The sequence below is a fragment of the Enterococcus sp. E5-162 genome (genome assembly GCF_035725965.1).
GTDB classification, from domain to species: domain Bacteria; phylum Bacillota; class Bacilli; order Lactobacillales; family Enterococcaceae; genus Enterococcus_B; species Enterococcus_B lactis.
Window position 1 is genome coordinate 34,428 of sequence record NZ_JAPRFV010000015.1, and the last position, 22,043, is coordinate 56,470.

General features: G+C 37.7%; 19 protein-coding genes. 6 read left to right on the forward strand and 13 right to left on the reverse strand.

Annotation, left to right across the window (positions count from 1 at the left end):
* Window positions 1–96: 96 nt before the first annotated feature.
* Complete coding sequence (locus OZZ83_RS12920) at window positions 97–1,143, forward strand: GntR family transcriptional regulator (protein WP_002310837.1); 1,047 nt, start codon at window positions 97–99, stop codon at window positions 1,141–1,143.
* Window position 1,144: 1 nt separating this feature from the next.
* Window positions 1,145–3,298: a GH92 family glycosyl hydrolase gene (locus OZZ83_RS12925; protein ID WP_002314460.1), complete on the forward strand. Its 2,154-nt coding sequence runs from the start codon at window positions 1,145–1,147 to the stop codon at window positions 3,296–3,298.
* A 140-nt stretch (window positions 3,299–3,438) separates the two neighbouring features.
* On the opposite strand, the gene OZZ83_RS12930 is transcribed toward OZZ83_RS12925, so the two are convergent.
* The 8 genes from OZZ83_RS12930 to OZZ83_RS12965 all read right to left on the reverse strand — a co-directional run bounded on the left by OZZ83_RS12930 (window position 3,439) and on the right by OZZ83_RS12965 (window position 13,739).
* Entirely contained in the window at window positions 3,439–4,884 is a 1,446-nt protein-coding gene (locus OZZ83_RS12930; RefSeq protein WP_002310835.1) for a response regulator transcription factor, read from the reverse strand.
* Window positions 4,885–4,886: 2 nt separating this feature from the next.
* A complete protein-coding gene (locus OZZ83_RS12935) occupies window positions 4,887–6,611 on the reverse strand; it encodes a sensor histidine kinase (protein ID WP_002310834.1) in 1,725 nt (574 codons plus the stop codon).
* Window positions 6,604–7,218 (reverse strand): YesL family protein, encoded by a 615-nt coding sequence (locus OZZ83_RS12940; protein WP_002314457.1) that lies wholly within the window; start codon window positions 7,216–7,218, stop codon window positions 6,604–6,606. Before OZZ83_RS12940 ends, OZZ83_RS12935 begins: the two co-directional genes overlap by 8 nt.
* A gap of 253 nt (window positions 7,219–7,471) precedes the next feature.
* Entirely contained in the window at window positions 7,472–8,932 is a 1,461-nt protein-coding gene (locus tag OZZ83_RS12945) for an ABC transporter substrate-binding protein (protein WP_002320518.1), read from the reverse strand.
* A gap of 34 nt (window positions 8,933–8,966) precedes the next feature.
* The gene (locus OZZ83_RS12950) at window positions 8,967–9,887 is read right to left on the reverse strand and encodes a carbohydrate ABC transporter permease (RefSeq protein WP_002310830.1); all 921 of its coding nucleotides are present in this window, start codon (window positions 9,885–9,887) and stop codon (window positions 8,967–8,969) included.
* 11 nt (window positions 9,888–9,898) lie between these two features.
* The gene (locus tag OZZ83_RS12955; protein WP_002310829.1) at window positions 9,899–10,846 is read right to left on the reverse strand and encodes an ABC transporter permease; all 948 of its coding nucleotides are present in this window, start codon (window positions 10,844–10,846) and stop codon (window positions 9,899–9,901) included.
* A 478-nt stretch (window positions 10,847–11,324) separates the two neighbouring features.
* The gene (locus tag OZZ83_RS12960) at window positions 11,325–12,044 is read right to left on the reverse strand and encodes a pseudouridine synthase (protein WP_002320519.1); all 720 of its coding nucleotides are present in this window, start codon (window positions 12,042–12,044) and stop codon (window positions 11,325–11,327) included.
* Between the two features lie 48 nt (window positions 12,045–12,092).
* On the reverse strand, window positions 12,093–13,739 hold the full coding sequence (locus tag OZZ83_RS12965; protein WP_278023818.1) for a putative polysaccharide biosynthesis protein: 1,647 nt from the start codon (window positions 13,737–13,739) through the stop codon (window positions 12,093–12,095).
* Window positions 13,740–13,917: 178 nt separating this feature from the next.
* Here OZZ83_RS12965 and OZZ83_RS12970 point away from each other — a divergent pair, with 178 nt between their 5' ends.
* The 3 genes from OZZ83_RS12970 (at window position 13,918) to OZZ83_RS12980 (ending at window position 16,606) form a co-directional block, all read left to right on the forward strand.
* Complete coding sequence (locus tag OZZ83_RS12970) at window positions 13,918–14,508, forward strand: YitT family protein (protein ID WP_002310826.1); 591 nt, start codon at window positions 13,918–13,920, stop codon at window positions 14,506–14,508.
* Between the two features lie 91 nt (window positions 14,509–14,599).
* Window positions 14,600–16,105, forward strand: coding sequence for a UDP-N-acetylmuramoyl-L-alanyl-D-glutamate--L-lysine ligase (locus OZZ83_RS12975; RefSeq protein WP_104835567.1), 1,506 nt, complete (start codon window positions 14,600–14,602; stop codon window positions 16,103–16,105).
* 222 nt (window positions 16,106–16,327) lie between these two features.
* Window positions 16,328–16,606, forward strand: coding sequence for a hypothetical protein (locus OZZ83_RS12980; protein WP_252706890.1), 279 nt, complete (start codon window positions 16,328–16,330; stop codon window positions 16,604–16,606).
* 239 nt (window positions 16,607–16,845) lie between these two features.
* Here the strand turns inward: OZZ83_RS12980 and celB are convergent, their stop codons facing one another.
* From celB to OZZ83_RS13005, 5 genes are read right to left on the reverse strand one after another with little or no spacing between them, the layout of a single operon-like run.
* Window positions 16,846–18,201 (reverse strand): PTS cellobiose transporter subunit IIC, encoded by a 1,356-nt coding sequence (celB, locus tag OZZ83_RS12985; protein WP_002310822.1) that lies wholly within the window; start codon window positions 18,199–18,201, stop codon window positions 16,846–16,848.
* Window positions 18,201–18,719: a hypothetical protein gene (locus tag OZZ83_RS12990; protein ID WP_002310821.1), complete on the reverse strand. Its 519-nt coding sequence runs from the start codon at window positions 18,717–18,719 to the stop codon at window positions 18,201–18,203. Before OZZ83_RS12990 ends, celB begins: the two co-directional genes overlap by 1 nt.
* Before the next feature lie 15 nt (window positions 18,720–18,734).
* Window positions 18,735–19,061 carry a PTS cellobiose transporter subunit IIA gene (locus tag OZZ83_RS12995; RefSeq protein ID WP_002285954.1) on the reverse strand — a complete coding sequence of 109 codons (327 nt, stop codon included), beginning with the start codon at window positions 19,059–19,061 and terminating at the stop codon, window positions 18,735–18,737.
* A 12-nt stretch (window positions 19,062–19,073) separates the two neighbouring features.
* Window positions 19,074–20,990 (reverse strand): BglG family transcription antiterminator, encoded by a 1,917-nt coding sequence (locus tag OZZ83_RS13000; protein ID WP_325066086.1) that lies wholly within the window; start codon window positions 20,988–20,990, stop codon window positions 19,074–19,076.
* 20 nt (window positions 20,991–21,010) lie between these two features.
* A complete protein-coding gene (locus OZZ83_RS13005; RefSeq protein ID WP_002310819.1) occupies window positions 21,011–21,325 on the reverse strand; it encodes a PTS cellobiose transporter subunit IIB in 315 nt (104 codons plus the stop codon).
* Between the two features lie 167 nt (window positions 21,326–21,492).
* Here OZZ83_RS13005 and OZZ83_RS13010 point away from each other — a divergent pair, with 167 nt between their 5' ends.
* Window positions 21,493–21,786, forward strand: a complete 294-nt coding sequence (locus OZZ83_RS13010; protein ID WP_002285944.1) for an antibiotic biosynthesis monooxygenase family protein — start codon at window positions 21,493–21,495, stop codon at window positions 21,784–21,786.
* Window positions 21,787–22,043 lie beyond the last annotated feature (257 nt).

Consider the following 22,043-nt stretch of genomic DNA (forward strand, 5'->3'; position numbering starts at 1 on the left):
ATTTTATGTCTACGCTTTCAAAAAAATAAATTTTTATTTACTTTTTCATCTATTATGGTATTGTTTAAATATGATATATCATTAAGAGGTGTTTATATGAATCAACCATTGTACCAGACAATATTTAATGATTTGCAAATGGCTATTTTAACTGGTGAATTACCTGTAGATAGCCAACTACCAACTGAAAAGGAACTTTCCCATACTTATAAAGTAAGCAGAATCACTTCAAAACGTGCATTGACTGAATTAGAGCAATTAGGGCTGATTTATCGCGTTCGTGGGAAAGGCAGTTTTGTTAAATCAGCTTCTCCGGAGCAGATGCTTCCTTCACCTACAAAAACACGGCGGATTCTGTTTCTTCTTCCATATGTCGCTGATTTGTCTGTTGGTGATTTTACCAAGGGATTGAATCCTGTGATGCAGGATAAACAGATGGATGTCATGATGACGACACATGATTTTTTACAAAATAAAACGGCAAAAGAACTCATCCATGAATTTGATGGATTGATTTATTATGCCTTTGATACAGAACAGCATCTTGACTTGCTTTTTGAGCTTTCATTAAAGGAATTCCCTGTTATCATATTGGATAAAAAAATCTATGAATTGCCTTTTCCTACCGTGCTTTCCGACAACTTCCAAGGTGGTGTGCTCGCTACTTCTCATTTGATCGAACAGGGACATTCAAAAATCGCTTATTTATTTGGTGCACAGACTCATCCACAATCCGTACGTCAGCGTTACCTTGGTTACCTTGAAGCATTAGACAAAGCTGGTTTGGCTTTCCACACTTCGCTGGATGACAAAAGCGCGACATTCGATGAATTGCTTTCTTATATCACTAAGTATGAAGTGACCGCTTTTGTTTGCGAAAACGATGTTGTTGCTATCCAGACGATGAATTTCTTGAGACAGCATGATTATCATGTTCCTGAAGATTTTTCAATCATCGGATTTGATGATATCCAAGCAGCCGCTCTTGTTGATCCACCGCTGACAACCATTGCACAAGATTTTGAACAGTTAGGCAAGCTTGCCGGAGAGGCTTTGATCACTTGGTTAGAGACAAACGAACGTCCTTCCGACAGCAAATTTCCAGTTTCATTTATCAAAAGACAATCAACAAAGGAGAAATAAAATGAATATCGGTCAAATAGATACTAGACATGGCACAGCTAATCAGCCAAATTTCTCTAACGGGAACTGCCAGCCTTACACTGGCGTTCCTTTTGGGATGAATTATTTTGCACCGCAAACGACCGATCAAAACGGCAGCTGGTGGTTTCATCCTGAGGATCGTGTTTTTCAAGGTTATCGACTTACCCACCAACCAAGTCCTTGGATGGGCGATTTTAGTCATATGCTGCTCACGCCAATCAATGGTAAATTACAGGAAAATACCCTTTTTCATGCTCAAAGTTCTTACCGCCCAGAAGAAAGTATATTTTGCCCGACTCATCTGTCGATCCGTCAATTGCGTTATGGCATCCGCTCTACATTGATACCCAGTATGTATGGCGGAATCTTATCTATTGATTACAGCAGAAATGATAGCGGTTTACTTTTATCCTTTCCGGGACGTCATCAGCTCTTTGTTATAGATCCTTACACAGTGGAAGGAAAAATCACACATTTTGCTGGTTCAGAAGATCCTGATTTTTCTTTTTATTTTATATTGAGATTTGAATATCCTTTAACAATTGATGAGTTAGCTGTTTCCAACAAAAATAGCGATTCGACCCCGTTGTATTTTGAACAGACAAAAAAACAAATCATCCGATTCGGGACATCTTTTATCAGCTCGGAACAAGCAGCTTATAACCTAGAACTAGAACAAAACCAAAGCAAAGAGACTTACCTTGCTAACAGCCAGAAACAATGGCAATCCTATTTTGATCGTATACAGCTCACACACCATGATCAACAACAATTGCGGACGTTTTATCATAACTTCTATCGAGTGTTTTTATTTCCGCAGACATTTTATGAAATGGATCCTAGTGGGCAAAAAATCCACTATGATACGACTAGTCGATCTGTGAAACCTGGTGTTCTCTATACAAATAATGGGTTTTGGGATACGTATAAAACGGTTTATCCTCTTTATTCTTTGATTGCTGTAGAAAAGTACGAAGAAATGCTGGAAGGTTTTTTGAATAGCTATAGAGAAAGTGGCTATTTGCCAAAATGGCTGTCTCCTGACGAACGTGGACTAATGCCTGGGACATTAATTGATGCAGTCATTGCAGATGCTGCTGTAAAAGATATTCGGCCAGACTTGATGCAGGAATTTCTAACAGCAATGAAGAAAGGCGCTACAGTTCAAAGTAATCATCCAAATTATGGACGACAAGGGACAGAGGATTACTTGACATACGGCTATGTTCCTAATCACTACCATGAATCGGTCAATCATACGCTAGACTATGCTTACAGCGACTTTTGTATTAGTCAAGTTGCCAAAGTACTAGCAGAGGACGAAACGGTGAAAAAATATCAGCAACGATCATTGAACTATCAAAATATTTTTGACTATGAGACAGGATGGATGCGTTCCAAAGATAAAAATGGCAAATTCAGAGAACCATTTTCTGCTCATCGTTGGGGACAAGATTATGCAGAAGGCAGTGCTTGGCAAAGCAGCTTTGCTGTTTATCATGATTTTGCAGGGTTGATCGAAAAATATGGCGGCAGTGAGAGATTCAAAGAAAAACTCATTGATTTGTGCAATCAATCTCCGACATTTGAAACAGGAGGATATGGTTTTGAGATTCATGAAATGAGCGAGATGGCTGCGATAGAATTTGGGCAGTTAGCTATCTCCAATCAGCCAAGTTTTCATTACCCATACTTGTTCAGCTATATTGGACAACCCGAAATGGCACAGCCATTGCTTAAACAATTGATGACTCAAACTTTCAACGATTCTTCAACGGGTTACCCTGGAGATGAGGACAACGGAAGTATGGCTGCTTGGTATATCTTCAATAGTCTGGGATTCTATCCTGTCACACCAGGAACCGGTGAATATGTTATCGGTATGCCTTTAATGGACAAGGCTGTTGTGCTTTTGTCAAATGGAAAGGAATTGACGATTGAAGCCACTCCTAATCGGCCGCAACAGCAATTTATCCATAAAATCAATCGGATGGACAAAGAATATACGAAATTATATTTTACCCATCAAGATTTGCTGAAAGGCGGCAAGATTTCTTACCAATTAGGTATCGTCCCTCATCCTAAGAAGTATCGATCAAAAGATTTGCCTTTTTCTTTATCAAACGATAACTAACAAAAGGTTGTGAAAAAGCTGTCCTGCATCAAGTAATAAGAACAGCCAAACAAAAATAGCTCCTCCTATTTTCGTTTGGTTGGGCTTATTACCGCAGATGCAAACTTTTGAACATTGATTCATTCCATACGCTTCTTTTTTTAGGATTCTCCTCTTTTTTCCCGATACTCCTTAGGGGATCTGCCGACAATCTTCTTGAATAATTTAGAGAAATACGTGGTATTGTTGTAGCCAATCTCACTTGCTATTTCATTGACGTTTTGATTACTGTGCAAAAGCAGCTGCTTTGCTTTTTCCATACGCAAATGGTTCAAATAAGCTGAAAAACTTTTTTTCGTTTCTTTTTTGAACAACTGCCCTAAATACATGACATTTAAATGCAAACTTTCTGACACTTCTTTGAGTGTAAGTGGTTCTTGATAATGCTGATGCAGGATTTCGATTACTTTTTCTACATTGCCACTGTATTTTTTCTGTCTCTGGTGCTTTTGGACGAACGACAGAAGAAGCTGATGGAGTTCTTGCACCGTTTTTGCCTGATGAATTTTTTCGATTCCTTGTAAATATTCCTCATCTTCTAGATCAATCAATTCCCGTTGAATCTCCATAAACAGTAAAAAGCTGGAGTACCGGATGTCTTCCGGCATCATGGCTGCTAACTGAAATTGCTCGAAAAAATCAGTGATCATTTTTTGGGCATCATCTAATCGTTTATTTTGCAACACACGTCTGAAACTTGAAAAATCGATGGTTTGCTCTTTTATTGTTGCTTGTATTGCGTAAAAAACATGCTCGTCTTTATCTCCATAAAATTGATGTAATTGTAGATTGTCTTTCGCTTGTTGAAATGTTTCAGGGATCTTGTCCAATGAATCTGTCTCTTCCCCGATACTGATCAGCCATTCCTGATCAGGGATGTTTTCTTGGACAAAACAGCAAAATCCATCAACTTCATCTGCCTCCAACAACAGCGTAATCAATATACGGTCTCCATAATTTCTTTGATAATAAAAGATTTGCTGGTGTTCTTTCAACCATGTATTGATAAGAGGATCATGAATTCTTGATAATTGGATCAATACTATTCTATGCTGTTTCTCACTGATTTGTCCTATTATTTCTTCTTCACTTGCTTCATCTAACTCTTCATTCAACCATTGACTGAATAATAGTTCCTGATAGATTTCTTGCTGATTTTTTTGTTCATTTTGCTGGTCTAACCGTGTTTTGATTTTCTTGAGGCTTTCAATCAATTCGAACTTATTCACGGGTTTCATCAAATAATTCACTGCGCCTAATTGCATGCCTTCTTTCAAATAATCAAATTCTTGGTACCCGGACAAAATCATAAATTCAAAATTATGATGTTCTTTTTGAGCCGCTTCAATAAATTCCAGTCCGTTTATTTCTGGCATCGTCACATCCGTTACCACTAGATCAATCCGCTGTTGCTCAAGGACAGATAGTCCTTCTTTGGCATTCTCCGCTGTTGCTACTATTTGGAACCCTAAACTTTTCCAATCAATTATCTTTTTTAACCCATTCAAAATCATGTATTCATCATCTACCAATAACACCTGGTACATGTTCACCCCTCCTTGAATGTAATAGAAACAGTCAGTCCACCTGTCTCATTATTCTCAAGCGACATGTAATAACTGCTGCCGAAGTTGGCACGTAAACGTTCATTCACGTTTTGCAGACCGATTGATTCGTGAAGTTCCACTTTGGGATGAGACAGTTTTTCTTCCACCTGTTTTAGCCGTTTTTCAGTCATCCCTCTTCCATTATCTTTGACGATGATTCTTACCCGCTTGTCTTCCTGTAAGACTTTGACACTTAGGGCATTATCAAATCGAGTAAAATCAATACCATGTTTAAAATAATTTTCAACTAATGGTTGAATCACAAATTTAGGTACTTCGATCTTTTCCAAATCAGGATCGATCATAAAATGATAGGCCACTCGATTAGGATAACGCATTTGATATAAATAGACATATTTTTCGCAAAAGTCCAGTTCTTCTTTCAAAGTGATCGTCTTCTCTTGATTTGTGTTGTTTCGGAGCAAGGCAGAAAAAGCATATACAACATCTGCTAATTCTTCGCTTCCTTCGCTGATTGCATACATTCGGATATATTCTAATGTATTGTATAAAAAATGCGGATTGATCTGTGCTTGAAGCGCCCGCATATGTGCATCTTGCTGTTTGATTTCTAGTTTGTAGATGTCTTCGACAAATTGATTGATGCTATCCAACATTTCGTTGATACCGATTGAAAGTTCCTTTAGTTCATATTCCGTTTTTGTTGTATCAATCCGGGTTTCTAAATTCCCTGCTGCTGTTTGCTCCATTGCCTGCATGACGATGGATATTTGCTGTGAATATCGTTTGAATGTTTTATAAAGAAAGATAAGCAATATACTGTCTAAAACAATGATACCGACAATCAGCGGGGCAAGGTTTTTTCCCGTTTCGATTTTTACGCTTTTTTTATCTAATACAGCTAATATTCGGTAATCATCCGACAGTTCTTGATGTTGGATAAAATTATTTTTTCTCAGATTAGCAATTGGCAATTGTGAATTTTTCTGAAGACTCTCTGAGATAATCGTTTCTTGTCTTCCAAACGTTTCTTTAGCTATTTTATTATCATGGAACGTATACAAGCGATTTGTCGTGCCAGAAATCATGTATAAAGAGAGTCCATTGAATGACGTTAGATTCTCTAAAATCGTATCTAGCTCTTTCTTTTGGAAACCGATAAAAATACTGCCTGACTCAGCTCCTCCTTGTGTGATAGGCAACTTGATATAAAAGGCGTCTAGTAATTTTGGCGTTCCTGCTTTTACTTCTCCGCCTTTGTTTTCTCTAGAGGATTCATAATACTCCGGTAGCTGATTCAGTACGATATATACCGCACTTAGTTCTTCATAATTTATATAAAGATCTTTGATTTGATTTGGGAAAGAAACTAATTCGTCGGTACTGTTTTGCTGCTCATATACATACATCAAATACTGATCTATGGGTTTTGTTAAGTAGGTAGTGACATTTTCGATTTTTTCGGAATCACCGACGAGTTGGTTTTTAATGATCCTACTCAAAGTTGTTTTGTCATTCAGCATTCTGCTTGTACTTTGAACGGCATCACTTGTCATGTTTTCTGCCTGCTTTTGGTTTTGATCCCACGTATGGACACTAAAAATAATAGTAGCAGTCATCGTTACACCAATCATGATAACCGCATATTTCCGCAACAGCCGATTCAGTAACGTTCCTTTTGAAAATAGAATCCGGATCCTATTCATAACTTTCCAACTGTTTATCTAACTCTTCACGCCACTGTTTCGTCGTCGTACCATTCCAAACCGTCAAAAGACCAATGACACCAAATAAGATCAATCCTTTGAATTGCCAAGTCACAGCTATAATTATACCGCTACCAATAATTGTTTTTAGAAAAGACGAAAAGCTGGAAAAAACCGAAATAAAACTCAGCTTTAGTAGATTAGGAACAGAGATCGTATATTCACTGTCTAAAATCATACTGTATTGATAAGTAGCAAATAGACAAAATAAGGCAAAAAGCAAAATAAAATCAATAGCTAAAAAAATGAGTCCTTTGATTTGAACAGATAGATATAGATTGTAGCTCAATAAAGCAGTACTAGATAAAAATAAACCAAATAGCAGATTTCCTCTTAAAAAATTTCTTTTATATATATTCCAGCCTCTTTTTAACGTGATTTCTTTATACTCGAATCCATATAAATAAAATAACTCATTGACTGTTTTCCATGCCGTACCTAATCCAAAGATGATTCCGCCGACAAACGTGTATATCCAGAAATATAAGGTTAGTTTTATAACGACCCAGATTCGGATAAACAACTCTTCCAAAACCTTCCCTAACATATCTTCTCCTCCAAACATTAAGTTTATACTTTCTCATTATACAAAAAGGTTGGGCAATCAGCACCATGGCCTGAGTATTAAAGGTTGTAAAAGAGCTGCCCTGCATCAAGTAATAAGAATAGCCGAACAAAAATAGCTCTCTACGTTTTTCGTTCGGTTGGGCTGATTGCCGCAGATGCAAGGTTTTGAACACCGTTTATTCGGAACAAGAGGTTGCGACACGTTTTTGTCACAACCTCTTTGTCTTTATTCATTATTGTTCTTGTCGAAACTCGTCATATTGTTTTTGCATTTCTTTCAATACCTTGTCATAACCAGCTTTATCTAAAGCTTCTTTTAATTTCGGCAATGTTTCATCTGGATCAACAGTTCCTGTATTCAATCCATCCAAATACTGGTTCATGACATTTGAAATATTACTTAATTCTGTTTTCACACTGTCCGTGTTGAAGCTGAATCCTAAAATCGGTGAAGTTTCTGCTTCAGCAATCGATTGGTCGCGTTTGGCAATCATGTCATCCGTAATGGACTCTTGTGTATATAGAATCTTGTTGTTTCCTGTATTCCAAGCAGACATATGTGTGTTTGGCTGATAACCATCTAGCAATTTGATTTTATCCTCTGAACCATCGACTTTTTCCCATGCTTCTCCTTCGATTCCCCAAACAAGTCCATTCAATAATTCTGGATCACTGTTAAGCAGCCCTAGAAGTTCTACTGATTTTTCTTTATTTTTTGAAGTATTGGATACGACAAAATTTGCCATTTGTGCTTGAGCTGTAGATTTCAATGGAACAGTAATTGCTTTTGAAACTAGTTCTTGTTTTGCTGCATTTGTCAAAATCGTATCGCCGTAATCATAGGGTCCTTGTGTTTCTCCACGCATCAGCCAAGTATTTCCTTCTAGTGGATAGTCCTTATTGCTCGTTGCAGCGTCACTTGGAATGAGTCCTTGTTTGTACCAGCTATGCATCGTACGCAACAGGCCGATATACGTTTCATTGTCGTATTGATTGATGATTTTTGAATCATCTCCATCCAGATCAATAGCAAATGGTAAAGTGTTCCCTAAAGGATAGTCAAAGTTTCCTTGGACTTTGAATCCTTGTCCAATGGCAAAAGCGGCCGTGTTTGGTTCTTTTTCATGGAATTCTTTCAAAACTTTTTCTGCATCAGCGTAAGATTGGATTCCATCAATTGAAAGATCATATTTATCTAGTAAAGCTTTGTTAAAAGTAAGTACTTGTTGAGCAAAGACATTTCCATTTACTGGAAAGGCATATAATTTCCCATTCACCAAATTTCCTTTGATATAAGCTTCATCTAAATCATTATACGCTTTTTCAGCGTACTTAGGCGCTAATTCAGTCAAATCAGCAAAGGCTCCTTTTTGAGCATTGGAAACATAGTTGTTCGCAAAGGCGATATCGTAATTTTCTCCGGAAGAAATGATGACGTTCATTTTCTTTTCGTAATCGCCCCAACCAATGTAATTGATATTGACTTTTGCACCGATCTCTTTTTCGATTCGTTTGTTTGCCACTTCCATCAATTGATCGAAATTATCCGGTTTATCGCCGATTTGATACATCTGCAAAGTGTCCGAATCACTAGCTTCTGCTTGCTCTTTAGAACCAGAACCTCCGCATGCCGCTAATGTACCTACCAATAATGCTGAAACACCTGTAAAGGCTAGTTTCTTCCATAACTTCATTTTTCTTCCTCCTAATTTTATGATTTATATTTTTTTATTCTTTTACTCCACCGATCGTTAGACCTTTGACAAAATGTTTCTGGAAAAATGGATAGCTGATCGCAATAGGCAACGTAGAGATAACTACGATCGCCATTCTGGCGGATTCTCCTGGAACTGAAGCTAGCCCACCTGTCAATTGGCTTCCTGCTCCTGAATTTTGCGTCAGATATTGAATATTACTTTGGATTTTCATCAAAAGATACTGTAGTGGAACTAGCTTATCATCTTGAATGTATAGTAAAGCATTGAACCAGTCATTCCAGTAACCCAATGCGGCAAATAAGCTGATTGTTGCGATACCAGGAACAGCTAACGGTAAAACGATTTGAACGAATATTCGAAGTTCGCTAGCTCCGTCGATCCGCGCCGATTCAATAATCGAATCAGAGACCGAACGTTTAAAGAATGTGCGCATCACAATAATATTGAAGGGGCTGACAGCCATTGGCAAGATCAATGCCCAAATCGTATCTTTTAACTGGAGAAGATTTGTCATAACAAGATAATTAGCTACCATACCGGGTGAGAACAACATCGTAATCAAACAAAAAACGGTAAAAAAACGACGGAATGGAAAATTTGACCGCGAAATCGCATAAGCATATAAAGAAGTAGCCGTGCTATTGATCAGTGTACCTAAAACAGTGACAAGCATAGTAACATAAAGCGCTTGGAAAATTTTATCCTGCATCTGGTCGAACAAATACGTATAACCAAATAGACTGAATTTTTCTGGCCAAAAACTGTACCCGTGCGTCGACAATACGGACTCATCGGTAACAGAGATGGCAATAACAAATATAAATGGCAAAATACAGGAAATAGCAAAGAGTGCAATCATTATATTAGAGAAAAAATTGGTCGTCTTATTGAAAGAACGGACTTGGACTCTCTCCACTTTCTTTTTTTTCATTTTTTTCCTCCTTAGAATAATGCAGAATCGCTATCAAAACGACGGGCGACCGTATTTGTGATCATCAATAAGACAAAACCAACAACTGATTGATAAAGTCCTGCAGCAGCCGTCATACCAAAATCTCCTGTGGATGTCAGCCCATTGTAGATATACGTATCCAAAACTTGAGTCACATCGTACAATGCACCGGAATTCCTAGGAATGTTATAAAACAGGCCAAAATCAGCTCGAAAAATGTTTCCTACGGCTAAAATCGTTAAAATCGTCATCAATGGAATCAGTTGTGGTATCGTCACATGTTTGATTTGCTGCCATTTGCTAGCTCCATCAACCATAGCAGCTTCATAATAAGTCGGATCGATTCCCATAACAGATGCAAAGTAAATGATGCTGTTATAACCAATCCCTTTCCATGTACCGATGAACACTAAGATAAATGGCCAATATTTCGGTTCATTATACCAATTGACAGCTTCTCCTCCGTGTCCAGTAATCCACTGGTTGAATATTCCTTTGTCGGGACTTAAAAAGGCGTAAACGAAGTAACTGATAATGACCCAAGATAGAAAATAAGGGAGCAAGGACATCGTTTGATAAACTTTAACAAGTCGTTTATTTCTCAACTCGCTCATAATGATTGCAAATACGACTGAAATGAGCAGATTTAAAAGGATAAATGTCACATTATATAAAATTGTATTTTTAGTGATGAGAAATGCTTGGTCCGAAGAAAATAAAAATTTGAAATTTTCCCAACCCACCCAAGGACTTTCCCTCAGGCTAGCCAGGAACCCATCTGCTGAAATATGAAAATTTTTGAATGCTACGACATTCGCCATTACAGGTATGTAAAAGAAAAAAATCATCCAAAGCATACCCGGTACAGCCATCAGGACAAGTGCTTTATAACGCCATAGATTCATAAAAAAATGATTGAACCCCTTTCGTTTTTTCATCTAAAAACCCCTTTCGATTCATTCCCAACGCAATTATAGCGCTTTCAATAATGAGAATAAATAAACAAAGTATAGGGAAAATGAAACAAAGTATAGGAGAGGTTGTGAAATCAGCGTTTTGTCCTGAGTATTAGAGAAAAGAACGGAAAAATAGTTTCTCATATTTTGCCGTTTTTTGAGCTAATACCGAGGGTCAGCTGATTGCACACCGTTTATCAGAGGTTGTGAAATCAGCGTTTTGTCCTGAATATTAGGGAGATCGTGACCTTACTATCTAACTCCGAGTCACAAGGAGCAATGGGGACTGTGACAAAAGTCTTGTCACAGTCCCTTATTCTGAACAAACAATGTTCCAGAAGTAGCTTCTACGGAAATAAGTCGAAATTTCACAAAAAGGCCATCCAAAAGTCAGACGGATAAGTCTACTTTTCAGATGGCGCTACAACTACGCTACTTATTCTTTTAACTGTCCATTCACTTATTTTTCTCTCACTTGTTCTAGCTCTTCTTTGGTCATGGGGCGATACTGCCCTTTATTCAAATCTTTAGGCAGCCAAAAATTCCCCATACGGATTCTTTTTAAATATAAGACTTCTTTTCCTACTGCTTTGACCATTCGCTTGACTTGGTGAAACTTCCCTTCATGCAAAATCAGTCGGATAATTGAAGTTTCTGACTCTTGATCTACTTGATCAATTTGGAGTTTTGCCGGCAATGTCTGCTCATCGCCATCAATAATTAATCCTTCTGCAAATAAACGGATATCTTCTTCTGTCATTATACCGCTAACCTCAGCTAGATATTCTTTCTCCACGTGTTTTTTTGGTGATAATAACTGATGAGCAAATATCCCATCATTCGTTAAAATCAGGAGGCCTTCCGTGTCTTTATCCAATCGGCCAACTGGAAAAAGATCTTCCCGATAATCTTGATCTTTCAACAAATCGATTACGGTTTGGTCATGATTATCCTGAGTAGCAGAAATGACTCCTGCAGGTTTATGCAAAATATAATAAAAATCTTTTTGATACGCAATGATTTCTCCTAAATAAGTAACCGTATCTTCAAACTCGTTTACTTGCGTTTTATCGCTTTTGACCACTTGCCCATTGACTTCAATCGTTCCTTTTTTGATCAATCCTTTGACTTCTTTGCGGCTACCAAGTCCCATATCTGCTAAAAATTTATCTAAACGCATGCGTTTCCCCCATTTCAAAAGAGCATTGATTCTGCTCTTCCCATTCACTTATTTTATTTTTAATTTGTGTCGTAAACGCGCTATTCCTGGTCCTAGTAGTCTTTCTGCCAAACGGATTTTCAAAGCTAAATAACCGTACACCAATGCCCCTATACCTGCTACTGCAAGAATCAATAATAGAGACTGGAATTTGCTATCTTCATTTAAGAAAGTCCCAAAAATTATCTTTGTGATCCACGAAGCAAAAAGCATAATCAAGGTAAGAATAAAGATCAGTAATGTCCTACGCCAGACAAAACTTGGTTTAAAGCGGGCTACTTCATGGATCCTCTTTAAGATTAAGGTACAAGACACAGCAAACCCGAGCATTGTCGCTAATAAAGGGCCATACACTTCAAATAAACGAATGGCTGGATATTGAAGAAGTAGTTTCACCAGAAACCCAACAACCAAATAACTGATTGCTGCCCTGTTTTCAAACATTCCTTGCAGCATGTTGGAAACTAGCATATATAACCCTAAGAAGAGTCCTACAAAACTTGCTTGGATCAGTACATTGCTTCCTAGAGAATCTGGTGTATAAAATAATGTGTTTAGCGGATAGGCGAGTAACATGACACCGAATGTCGCTGGAAACATAAAAAATGAAAACAGTTGTAAATTTCCGCTCGTCAATTTTGCCAGCCCTACTCGATCTTTCAACGTAACAGCTTCTGTAATCAACGGTAACCCGGTAGACGCGATCGATGTTGCCAATGCGATAACTACCATCGTCAACTTATCTGGATTGGCACTGAAAATCGAAAAAAGATCTAACAACTGTGCGTTGGAATATTCAGTGGATGCGGACATGATCCTCATAAAAGTGAATTGATCGACTAATTTGAAGATTGTTACCCCTGAACCAACGATAATAAACGGTATTGCTTCTTTAATGGTATCTAACAACAATTCCTTCGTTGCAATATTTACTTTGTTTTCGCTGTAGTGGATAAATGCAGATGTATACGCTTGATGTTTCTTCAAAAAATACAAAAGGACAAGGATACTTGCTAGCATACCGATAAATGCCGCGAAAGTTGATTGCGTGACCGCTGTCACATAATCGCCATTCATGACTTTCATGATGATGAATGTAGCCAATAGCATATAAAAAATACGTGCCACTTGTTCAACGATCTGCGACAGCGCATAAGGCATCATCTCTTGATTCCCTTGAAAATACCCTCGTATCACACTCATACAAGGAAAAACCAATACAGCGATACTCAAAGAGCGCATCGTTGGAATCAGTTTTTCTCCGCCACCAGAAGCATGAGCTAGCCAAGGAGAGGCGATGTACATGAACAAAGCGAACAACAGACCTAACCCGCCCATCATCTGTAATGCCCGGATGAATAATCGTCGTGAAGTGCCATATTCATTCAACGAATTATATCGCGCGGTTTGTTTTGCGATCGCCGCGGGTATTCCTGCTGTAGAGATCAGTAGAAACAATGCATATATATTGTACCCCATATTGAATAATCCATTGGCAGCCTTAGCATTTTCGCCCATCCAAGCATACCAAGGAATGATATAGACAGCTCCTAGCAACCTTGAAATGATATTACTGGCGGTCATCCAGGCAGAGCCTCGTGCCATTTTTTCTTGCGGTGATAATTGATCTAATGCTGGTTTTCTTTGATTATCCATCGGTCAGATTCCAACTTTCTACAAAACATTACTATCATTTTAATTGGTAAAACAGAAACTGGCAATCGATTTTATATAACTTTTATAAGAACGATTGTTTTTTTGAATTCGATTTCGTTTTTTTGGTAAAGTAAAGAAATATACAGCCTTTTATGGCTAACATTTATAGGAGATATCAATGACACAAGAAATAAAAAAACTACCCGTTATATTTTTAGGTCTTTTCTTTATCACAGTTGGATTGAATTGGTTCTTGCTCCCTCATGATATAGCTTCCGCCGGAGTGGGCGCAATCGGACATTTAGTTGAAACGGCCTTTTCTATCCAGCGCTCAGTTACTGTTTGGATCATCAACCTTATGATGCTGCTTCTAGCCGCTGTTCTATTAGGAAAATCAGTATTTTTTAAAACTGTAGCGGGAAGTCTGCTTTTTCCTGTTGTTTTAGAGATTGTTCCAAAAGTGGAAATGCTCTCCTCACATTTCTTTTCACTGATTTCAGGAAGTCTTTTGTTCAGTCTTGGGGTTTACACATTGTACACCGTTGGAGCCTCAAATGGCGGGATAACGATACCGCCGATTATTTTCCACAAATTTTTTCGGCTTCCAATGCCGCAAGGACTGTTACTTACGAATAGCCTTATCGTCTTTTTGAATTATTATGTATTTGGATGGTTAGAGACACTGTTCGTTCTCCTATCTATTACAGTCAGTTCATTGTTTATGAAAATACTCATCCGCTTGTCCCCTGTGTCAAGAAAATTTGAATAAAGCTGGATTTTGTCATAGCGGAATCAAACGATATATTGAAAAGAGTGTGCTATAATAAATCAAGAAATTGAATGAAGCGAGGGATCAATCAATGAGCTTCTCTTTAGAAGACATCCGTCATTTACTATTAAAAGAACATCTATTAAAAGAATTTGTTTCAACAAAAGGCTGGCATCTTGATGTACCAGAAAAAGCTGAATTTCTTCAGTTAAGTTATGATTCAAGAAAAGCTGATGCTTCTACTCTGTTTTTCTGTAAAGGAATGAATTTCAAAGAAGAATATTTGGATTCAGCGATCGAACAAGGTATCCAATATTACGTATCAGAGCAGCCATACGAAAATTCAGCAGTAGGAATCATTGTGACGGATATCCGTAAAGCAATGGCACTTCTTGCTATGGCCTTTTACGACTATCCACAAAATAAATTGAAAGTGATTGGATTCACTGGAACAAAAGGTAAAACAACTGCTGCGTACTTTACTAAAGCAATCTTGGATCACACAACGAATAAAAAAACTGCATTGCTTTCTACGATGAATACAACGCTAGATGGCAAAACGTATTTCAAATCCCATTTAACAACGCCTGAGTCATTAGATTTATATCGTATGATGGCAGAAGCAGTTGAAAATGGTATGACTCATCTAGTGATGGAAGTTTCTTCTCAAGCTTACAAAACACAACGTGTGTACGGGTTGACTTTAGATGTAGGAATCTTCTTGAATATCTCGCCTGACCATATCAGTCCGATCGAACATCCAACATTCGATGATTATTTCTATTGCAAGCGTCAATTGATCTTAAACTCAAAAACAGTTGTTTTGAATCACGAAAGTGACTATTTTGATTTGCTTAAAGAAACCGCCGATCTATTCCAGATCCCAACGATCACTTATGGCCGTTCGGAAGAAAGCAATTATCAAGTGATCTATTCAGACAAAGGTACCCACGGGTTTACTTTATCTTCTCGTCAAGATCACTTAGCTATCTGCGATACTGCTTATGATATTTTGCTGGCCGGAGGATTCAATCAAGAAAATGCAGCCAGTGCGATCATTGCCGCAGCACTAACCGGTGCTTCCAGTCAAGATGCACAAGCCGGATTAAAAGAAGCTCGTGTACCAGGTCGAATGGATCAATTGATCCAAACAAATGGGGCGCATGTCTATGTGGACTACGCACATAATTATCTAAGTTTGAAAACATTGCTGGAATTTGCCAAAAATGAACATCCAGATGGTCGTGTAATTGTTGTATTAGGCAGCCCAGGAAACAAAGCAATCTCCCGTCGACATGATTTTGGAAAAGTGCTATCAGAAACAGCTGACGTTGCCTTTTTGACGGCAGATGACCCAGCATTTGAAGATCCGCAAAAAATCGCGGAAGAAATCAATGAAGCAATTACTAATCCAGAATTGATCGTTCATTATGAAATGGACCGTCCTGAAGCGATTCGACGTGCTTTAGCAGAAAGTACTCCGCAGGATTCAGTCGTCATTGCGGGAAAAGGGGTTGATCCCTATCAAAAAATCAATGGTGTAGATGAACCTTATGAAGGGGATTATGCAATCGTGAAGCGGTTGATTGAAGAGTAATGTTATTTATGTTCTAGTGGACGGGACGCTATGAAAAGAAAACTTTTCATAGCGTCCCGTCTATGGAATTATCAAGAAAAGTTGCCGGAACTGCGTTAATTTTTATTGTTTCTTTATCATGCCTCTTAAAGATAGCGCTATCATTCGTTTTGCTTACTGGTTCTTCTATCGTTGCTTTTAGTTTGTTATTCCTGTTTTTTCAATAATATAAAGGTGGTTATTATGAAAAAAATTTTCAACTTAGCAAACGGTATCTTTTTTCTTTCTCTTTTTTCTGTCATTTTTCTAACTTTGAATTTGCAAAGTGGCAAAATGGGGGTCGTTATTTTTAGAAATCTCCATTTGCCAGTTGATGCATCGATTGTTGGATGGTTACTGCTACTTTTTTCTTACTTGATGAGTCGGAAGCATCAGACTAAGTTTTTCGCGCGCTTAGGCGGAAGGGTTGCTCTATTTTTTCTAGTCGTTTATCTGATATTCACATGTCTAGGTTTGTTTTAGTCGCTCGGTATTCTGCCTTGATACTTCGTTCGAATCATATTGACTATAATAAATAGAGGCTGGGACAGAAGCGTTTAATTCCAAGAAATAAGAAGGAATTCACGAAAATTACTTTTCAAATTTTTGTGAATTCCATCTTATTTCCGAAGGAGTTGCTTCTGATTCCGCCGTTTATACGTGTTTAGAGCGTGAGACAAAAGTGTTCTTTACTTTTGTCCCACGCTCTATTTTCTTAGAAATCAGTTAGCTGACTTTTCACTAGCTAATTCTGCTGCCTTTTCTCTTTCTTCATTCAATAATTTATTATCATAGAATTTAATAAATGGGAACCAGATAATGAATGCGATGATTGCACAAAAGACAGCTAGCACAGCCGCTTTCCAATCACCCCCACTGCCGACAAATGCGCCAATTCCAACTGGCGAAGGCCACGGCATCTGTGCAAGCATCGGTTTAACGATTTCCAGCCGAATGGCAAAATAAGCGAGTGTAGCAGAAGCCATCGGTGCTAAGAAAAACGGAACCGCTAAATAGGGATTGTAAACGATTGGCATCCCGAAAATAATTGGTTCGTTGATATTGAATAGTCCTGGTACAAGAGAGGCTTTTCCTAACACTTTCAGCTGATCAGATTTCGCGAGGAATGCAATAAAGATGATCAATCCTAAGGTCGCACCTGATCCACCAACGGTTACATAAGAATTGTTGAATTCTCCTGCCAACGGATAATTTGCGCCTTGTGCGTTAGCTGCCATATTAGCTAATACGATTGGGGTCAAGAAAGAAGTGATGATATTCGCTCCATGGATTCCTACGATCCACAATGCATGGATCAAGAAATAAATTACCATGACACCAAGCCACGTATTTGTCAGCTGCGTAACAAACCCAAATGGGATAGCAATCATTTTGAAGATATCCGTTCCTAGCGCAACTAATAATCCATTGATGATCATCACCACAAACGCAATGACAAATGTTGGGATCAGAGCAGTGAAAGAACGAGAAACTCCTGGCGGAACAACATCTGGCATTTTTATGACCCAATTTCTTTTGACACACATACAATACAATTCGACCGCAATAATCGACATAATAATAGCTGTAAAGATTCCTGAAGTTCCTAAACGTTCGACAAAAGAGCCCATCCGTATCCCATTTACTACAGTTTCTGTTTCATTGATAGAAGCAATCAAGCTGATTTTACCATCAGTCATGATCAATTCAGGGATACACATAAAGAATGCAAAAACAGATAGTAATGCCCCCGTGAGCGGATTGACGTTCAACTTTTGTTCATCTCGTTCAATTGACGTTAATTCATAAGCAAACACAATGGCAAAGTAAATAGATAAAATCCCCATCGTCATTGTATTGACGATCATGTACAAGTCACTAACTTTGAAAAAAGTTGCATTAAAAAATCCTTCTAAAAATGGGAACGGTAATGGCAAAATATTCAAAACCAAAAACATCGAACCTACAATCGTGAAAGGAATAGAAGCCATCCCCGCTGCCATGACAGCCCGAACGATTTTAAGTTGCGCAATTTTCCCCATAGGTCCCATCAGGTATTTCTGCAAAAAATCAAACATTAATTATTCTCCTTTCCTAAATACAACGCTTTTTCATATTGTTTTATACGGATATACTGCTGATCTTGATTGAGCGAAATTTTCTTTAAACGATACTGGATAAATACACTGACAAAAATACCGCTTACAATAAGAATGAAAACAAATAGCTGTCCTCTATTGTTATTTGCCATAAAAGGATACAAGAGTGTAAATCCTGAGGTGAACAACACTGGAATCAATAATATATTGCAGACACCCTGAAACAAAAAATACCGCTTTGTCCATGGAACATTTGTTTGGTGCTTTCGATAAAGCTTTACTTGTTCTCCTACTGCAGGCAAAATAGCTAAAAGTAGAACCATTGGTAAACTGCTTCCTAAACTTTTAGCTGATAGAAGCAGAATCATCCATTGCATGTTCATGAAAAAGAAAAAGGCAGTCAGATAGCGTACGAACAGATAACGATTGAAATACATGTTTTTCAAACTAAGTTGCTTTTTTTCTAATTCGTTTTTCTTTTTTACTGTATCCTGCACAATAAATCTTCCTTTCTATTTATTTTTTTGATACAAATAATTCATTTCCTGTGCAACTTCCAATAATGTCATCGTCGTCATCAGATGATCTTGTGCATGGACCATGATAATTTCCATTTCTATTTTTGTCCCACTAGCATATTCTTTCAGAAGTTGAGTTTGTGATTGATGCGCATGAAGAATCTCTTCATTTGCTTGTCGCAACTTCTCTTCTACTTCTTCAAACATCTCCTTACGCATCGAGCGAAATGCTTCATGTATCAGTGTTCGTGCATTTCCGCTATGAAAAATGATATCAAAAGACGTCACTTGTAGCGTTTCACTGTTTATTTTTTCAGCCACCTGTTATCCTCCTTATTCGATCAGTTTGATAAATTTACTGCTGAAATTCTCAAAAATAGGTTCAGCTAAGATTTCCTGTTGCACGTTTAGCTGGTCAACTAACCTAACGATTGCTTTGGTCACGACCGTAATTCCTTCATTTTCGATATAAGAAGGCGAAACTAGAAAAACAAAATGGATTCCTTGATACTGATTCCATTGCATCCCTGAAGGAATCAATGCAACGGCTACCTTTGTTTCGATTCCAACTGGAACAGCGGGATGTGGGACTGCCACTGTATCACTGAATATGATTTGTCCCATACTTTCACGTTGCTGGATCTGCTTTCGCATTTCTCTTATATATCCTTCTTCTTCATTTATGCTCAGCTTTTGCAACAAATCATGAAGAACTTCTTCTTTTTTTGGTTCGTACGTATAAGTCTTGAAAAATTTTTCAGACAGCTGCTCGGTGTAAATCTGCTTTTTTTGCTGTAGAGAAAATACTGGTATCGGTCGATCTGAGGAATGATAAGGTATGGATTCACCAATTACCTTTCGTATTTTATGAACATCATCTTCATTCAAAAAAATACTGACATGTAAAACTGGAATTTTAAAAAACATTGTCGAAAGATCAATAGAAGAAATAATCAGGTCGATTCCTTTTAAAGTTGTTTCATTGATCTCATAATAGCCTTTTACATTTACCACTGTAATATTCTTTCCAAATTCGCTGATCACACGATTCTTTAATAATTGAGCACTGCCATAACCTATTGCGCAGATGATCAACGCATGTAACTTATGCGTAGCTCTTTCTTTTTCCAAAGCCGGCATGTTGCTGAAATGTGTTTTTACTGCTTCAAAAACTTTGGGATTTTCTTTCTTTATCTCTTCAGTCAGAGGGTTCTCAATGCGAATGCCTCGGCTCAATCGAATCATCATTGGTGACAAATGATCAAGCAGTCCATTGAAAAGCTGGTGATCCTCTATTAATGAAAAACGAAATTCCTGAGACAATCGCTTCAAAACTTTCACTACTTCCTTTGATAGTTCCTGATCATTTTTATTTTCTCTATGATTTGACTTAGCCATAAGGTGTAAAGTCAAATAAGCAATTTCTTCTTGGGGAAACGATACATCCGCGATTACCTCAATACGTTGAACAATGCGTTGCGCCACTTGGTACTCTACTCGATCAGAAACTTCTTGTTCGATACCTAGTTCCTTGATTTCAAACCCTTCTCGTAGACGTTTGATTCCCAAAGCCAAGTGTAAGGACAAATTCTGTATGATAAAATCAGAAACTTTTAACTTAGCTTCTCTTGTTTCATCGAGAATGATGATCACTAGCTCTTCAAAACTGATGTCTGTGAAAAAGCGACTTTGTCCTAAATATTCTTTCAATGAATTTCCACAATGGTTCCCGAAAAAAGTATCCATGATAAAATGCCGTCGATTTCTTTCTTCCCCTTCGATCCATATCCCTTGACCATGCTTAGAAACAATTTTTAGTGAATAAGGAATCAACCGCTCTTTGATTGCTTGCATGTCCTTTGTCAAACTAGAACGACTGATATAAAGCTCTTCTGCCAAATCATCCATAAAAAGAATGGCATCTTCCAAAAGCAGTTGATTCAATATATACTTTTGTCGGTCTTCCGACTCACAAAATCCTTGAGGTTCTCTAGCATATCCCGGTACTATTTCTTGCCGACTCAAAAACAGATCAAATGTCAATCTCTGCAAGATGTGCAGTTGGTAGCCATAACCTGGTTTAGCAAGGATCTTACCTCCGTTTTCTTCTACTAACTCTTTGATCCGCTGCAAGTAATTACGGATTGTCCGATCAGATAATAACAATTCAGAAGCTAAACGTTGACTGGTGACATACTCCTTCCTGTGATCAATCAAATATCTCAACAGCAATTTTTCCTTCTGTTTCATTATCATCCACTCCTATTCCATCATATGTTCTCTTCGATCACCTCTGCTAACTTCTGGATGCCTGTAGGGATTGGGACATACGCTTGGAAAGGGATACTAACAACAGGCTTTCCAACAGATTCTCCTAATTTTTTGAATTTATCCAAAAACATCGTCGTTTGCGGGCTGATCAGAAATAAATCAAAATCACTATTCTTAATCATATTATCGCCTTCTGTAGCTGAAACTGCATCTACGAGTACCTCTTCTCCTTTTTGCTTAAACAAATCCGTTGTCTTTGAGGCCATCATCGATGATGACATTCCTGCGGCACAAATAATCAATGCTTTTTTCATAAATCAATCACTCCTTTTATTTTTATAAATCAAGCATAACTTGTAAGCGTTTTCTATTCAAAATATATATTTCCGTAGCATTACGGAAAAAATGTGTATCATATCTTGAATAATAATTTCTGGCACCGTGATATACTAGTGATAGAATTTTTTCAGGAGGGGATTTAGTGAGTATCACAGTGAATATTTTGTATACAAGTACAAATGGACAAGCCAGAAAATTTGCAGAAGAAATGGTCGAAAGAAACATTGTCAAAGCGATTCGCGCAGAAGAAGGAAACGAGAAATATGACTATTACTTTCCACTAGAAGATCCAGAATCTCTTTTACTGATCGACCGTTGGAAAGATGAAGAAGCAATCGAAAAGCATCACAAATCCGAAATGATGGCCCAAATAAACGAACTCCGTAAAAAGTATAAATTAAAAATGAAAGTCGAACGTTTCACTGATCTACCTTAAAACAATGAAGTTGTGACAGACATGGTCAGTTTCAAGAAACAAGAAGGAATTTACGAAAATTGCTACTCAAATTTTTGTAAAATTTGGGCTCATTTTTCGAAGAAGATACTTCTGGAACACCGTTTATTCGTAAAAACATACTAAGATTAGAGGGGAACATCATTGACGAATGATGTTCTCCTCTATTTTCTATTTTTAGATTATAGTGAAGAGTGAAAGAAAGTTCGAACAAAGCCTTGAGGACTACGAGTCCCTAT